The organism is Mycobacterium angelicum, assembly GCF_002086155.1.
Classification (GTDB): domain Bacteria; phylum Actinomycetota; class Actinomycetes; order Mycobacteriales; family Mycobacteriaceae; genus Mycobacterium; species Mycobacterium angelicum.
In genome coordinates, this window is sequence record NZ_MVHE01000515.1 from 1 (window position 1) to 209 (window position 209).

Consider the following 209-nt stretch of genomic DNA (forward strand, 5'->3'; position numbering starts at 1 on the left):
GGGCTGCCGCCGTTGCCGTCGTCGCCGTCGGTGCCGCCGCCGGCGCCGGAGCCGCCCAAGCCGCCGGCGCCAGCGCCGCCACCGAAGCCGCCGGGTGCGCCGTTGCCGCCGTCGCCGCCGTTGCCGCCATCACCGCCGTTACCGCCGTTACCGACGCCGGTGGCAGAGCCGCCGTTGCCGCCGGCGCCGGCCTCTCCACCGTCGCCGCC

Annotated in this window: 1 protein-coding gene; it reads right to left on the reverse strand. The window is 81.3% G+C overall.

The genetic code is table 11. The features are described from left to right. The coding region (locus BST12_RS35255) for a hypothetical protein (protein WP_211281462.1) at positions 1-209 on the reverse strand (209 nt) is incomplete at both ends.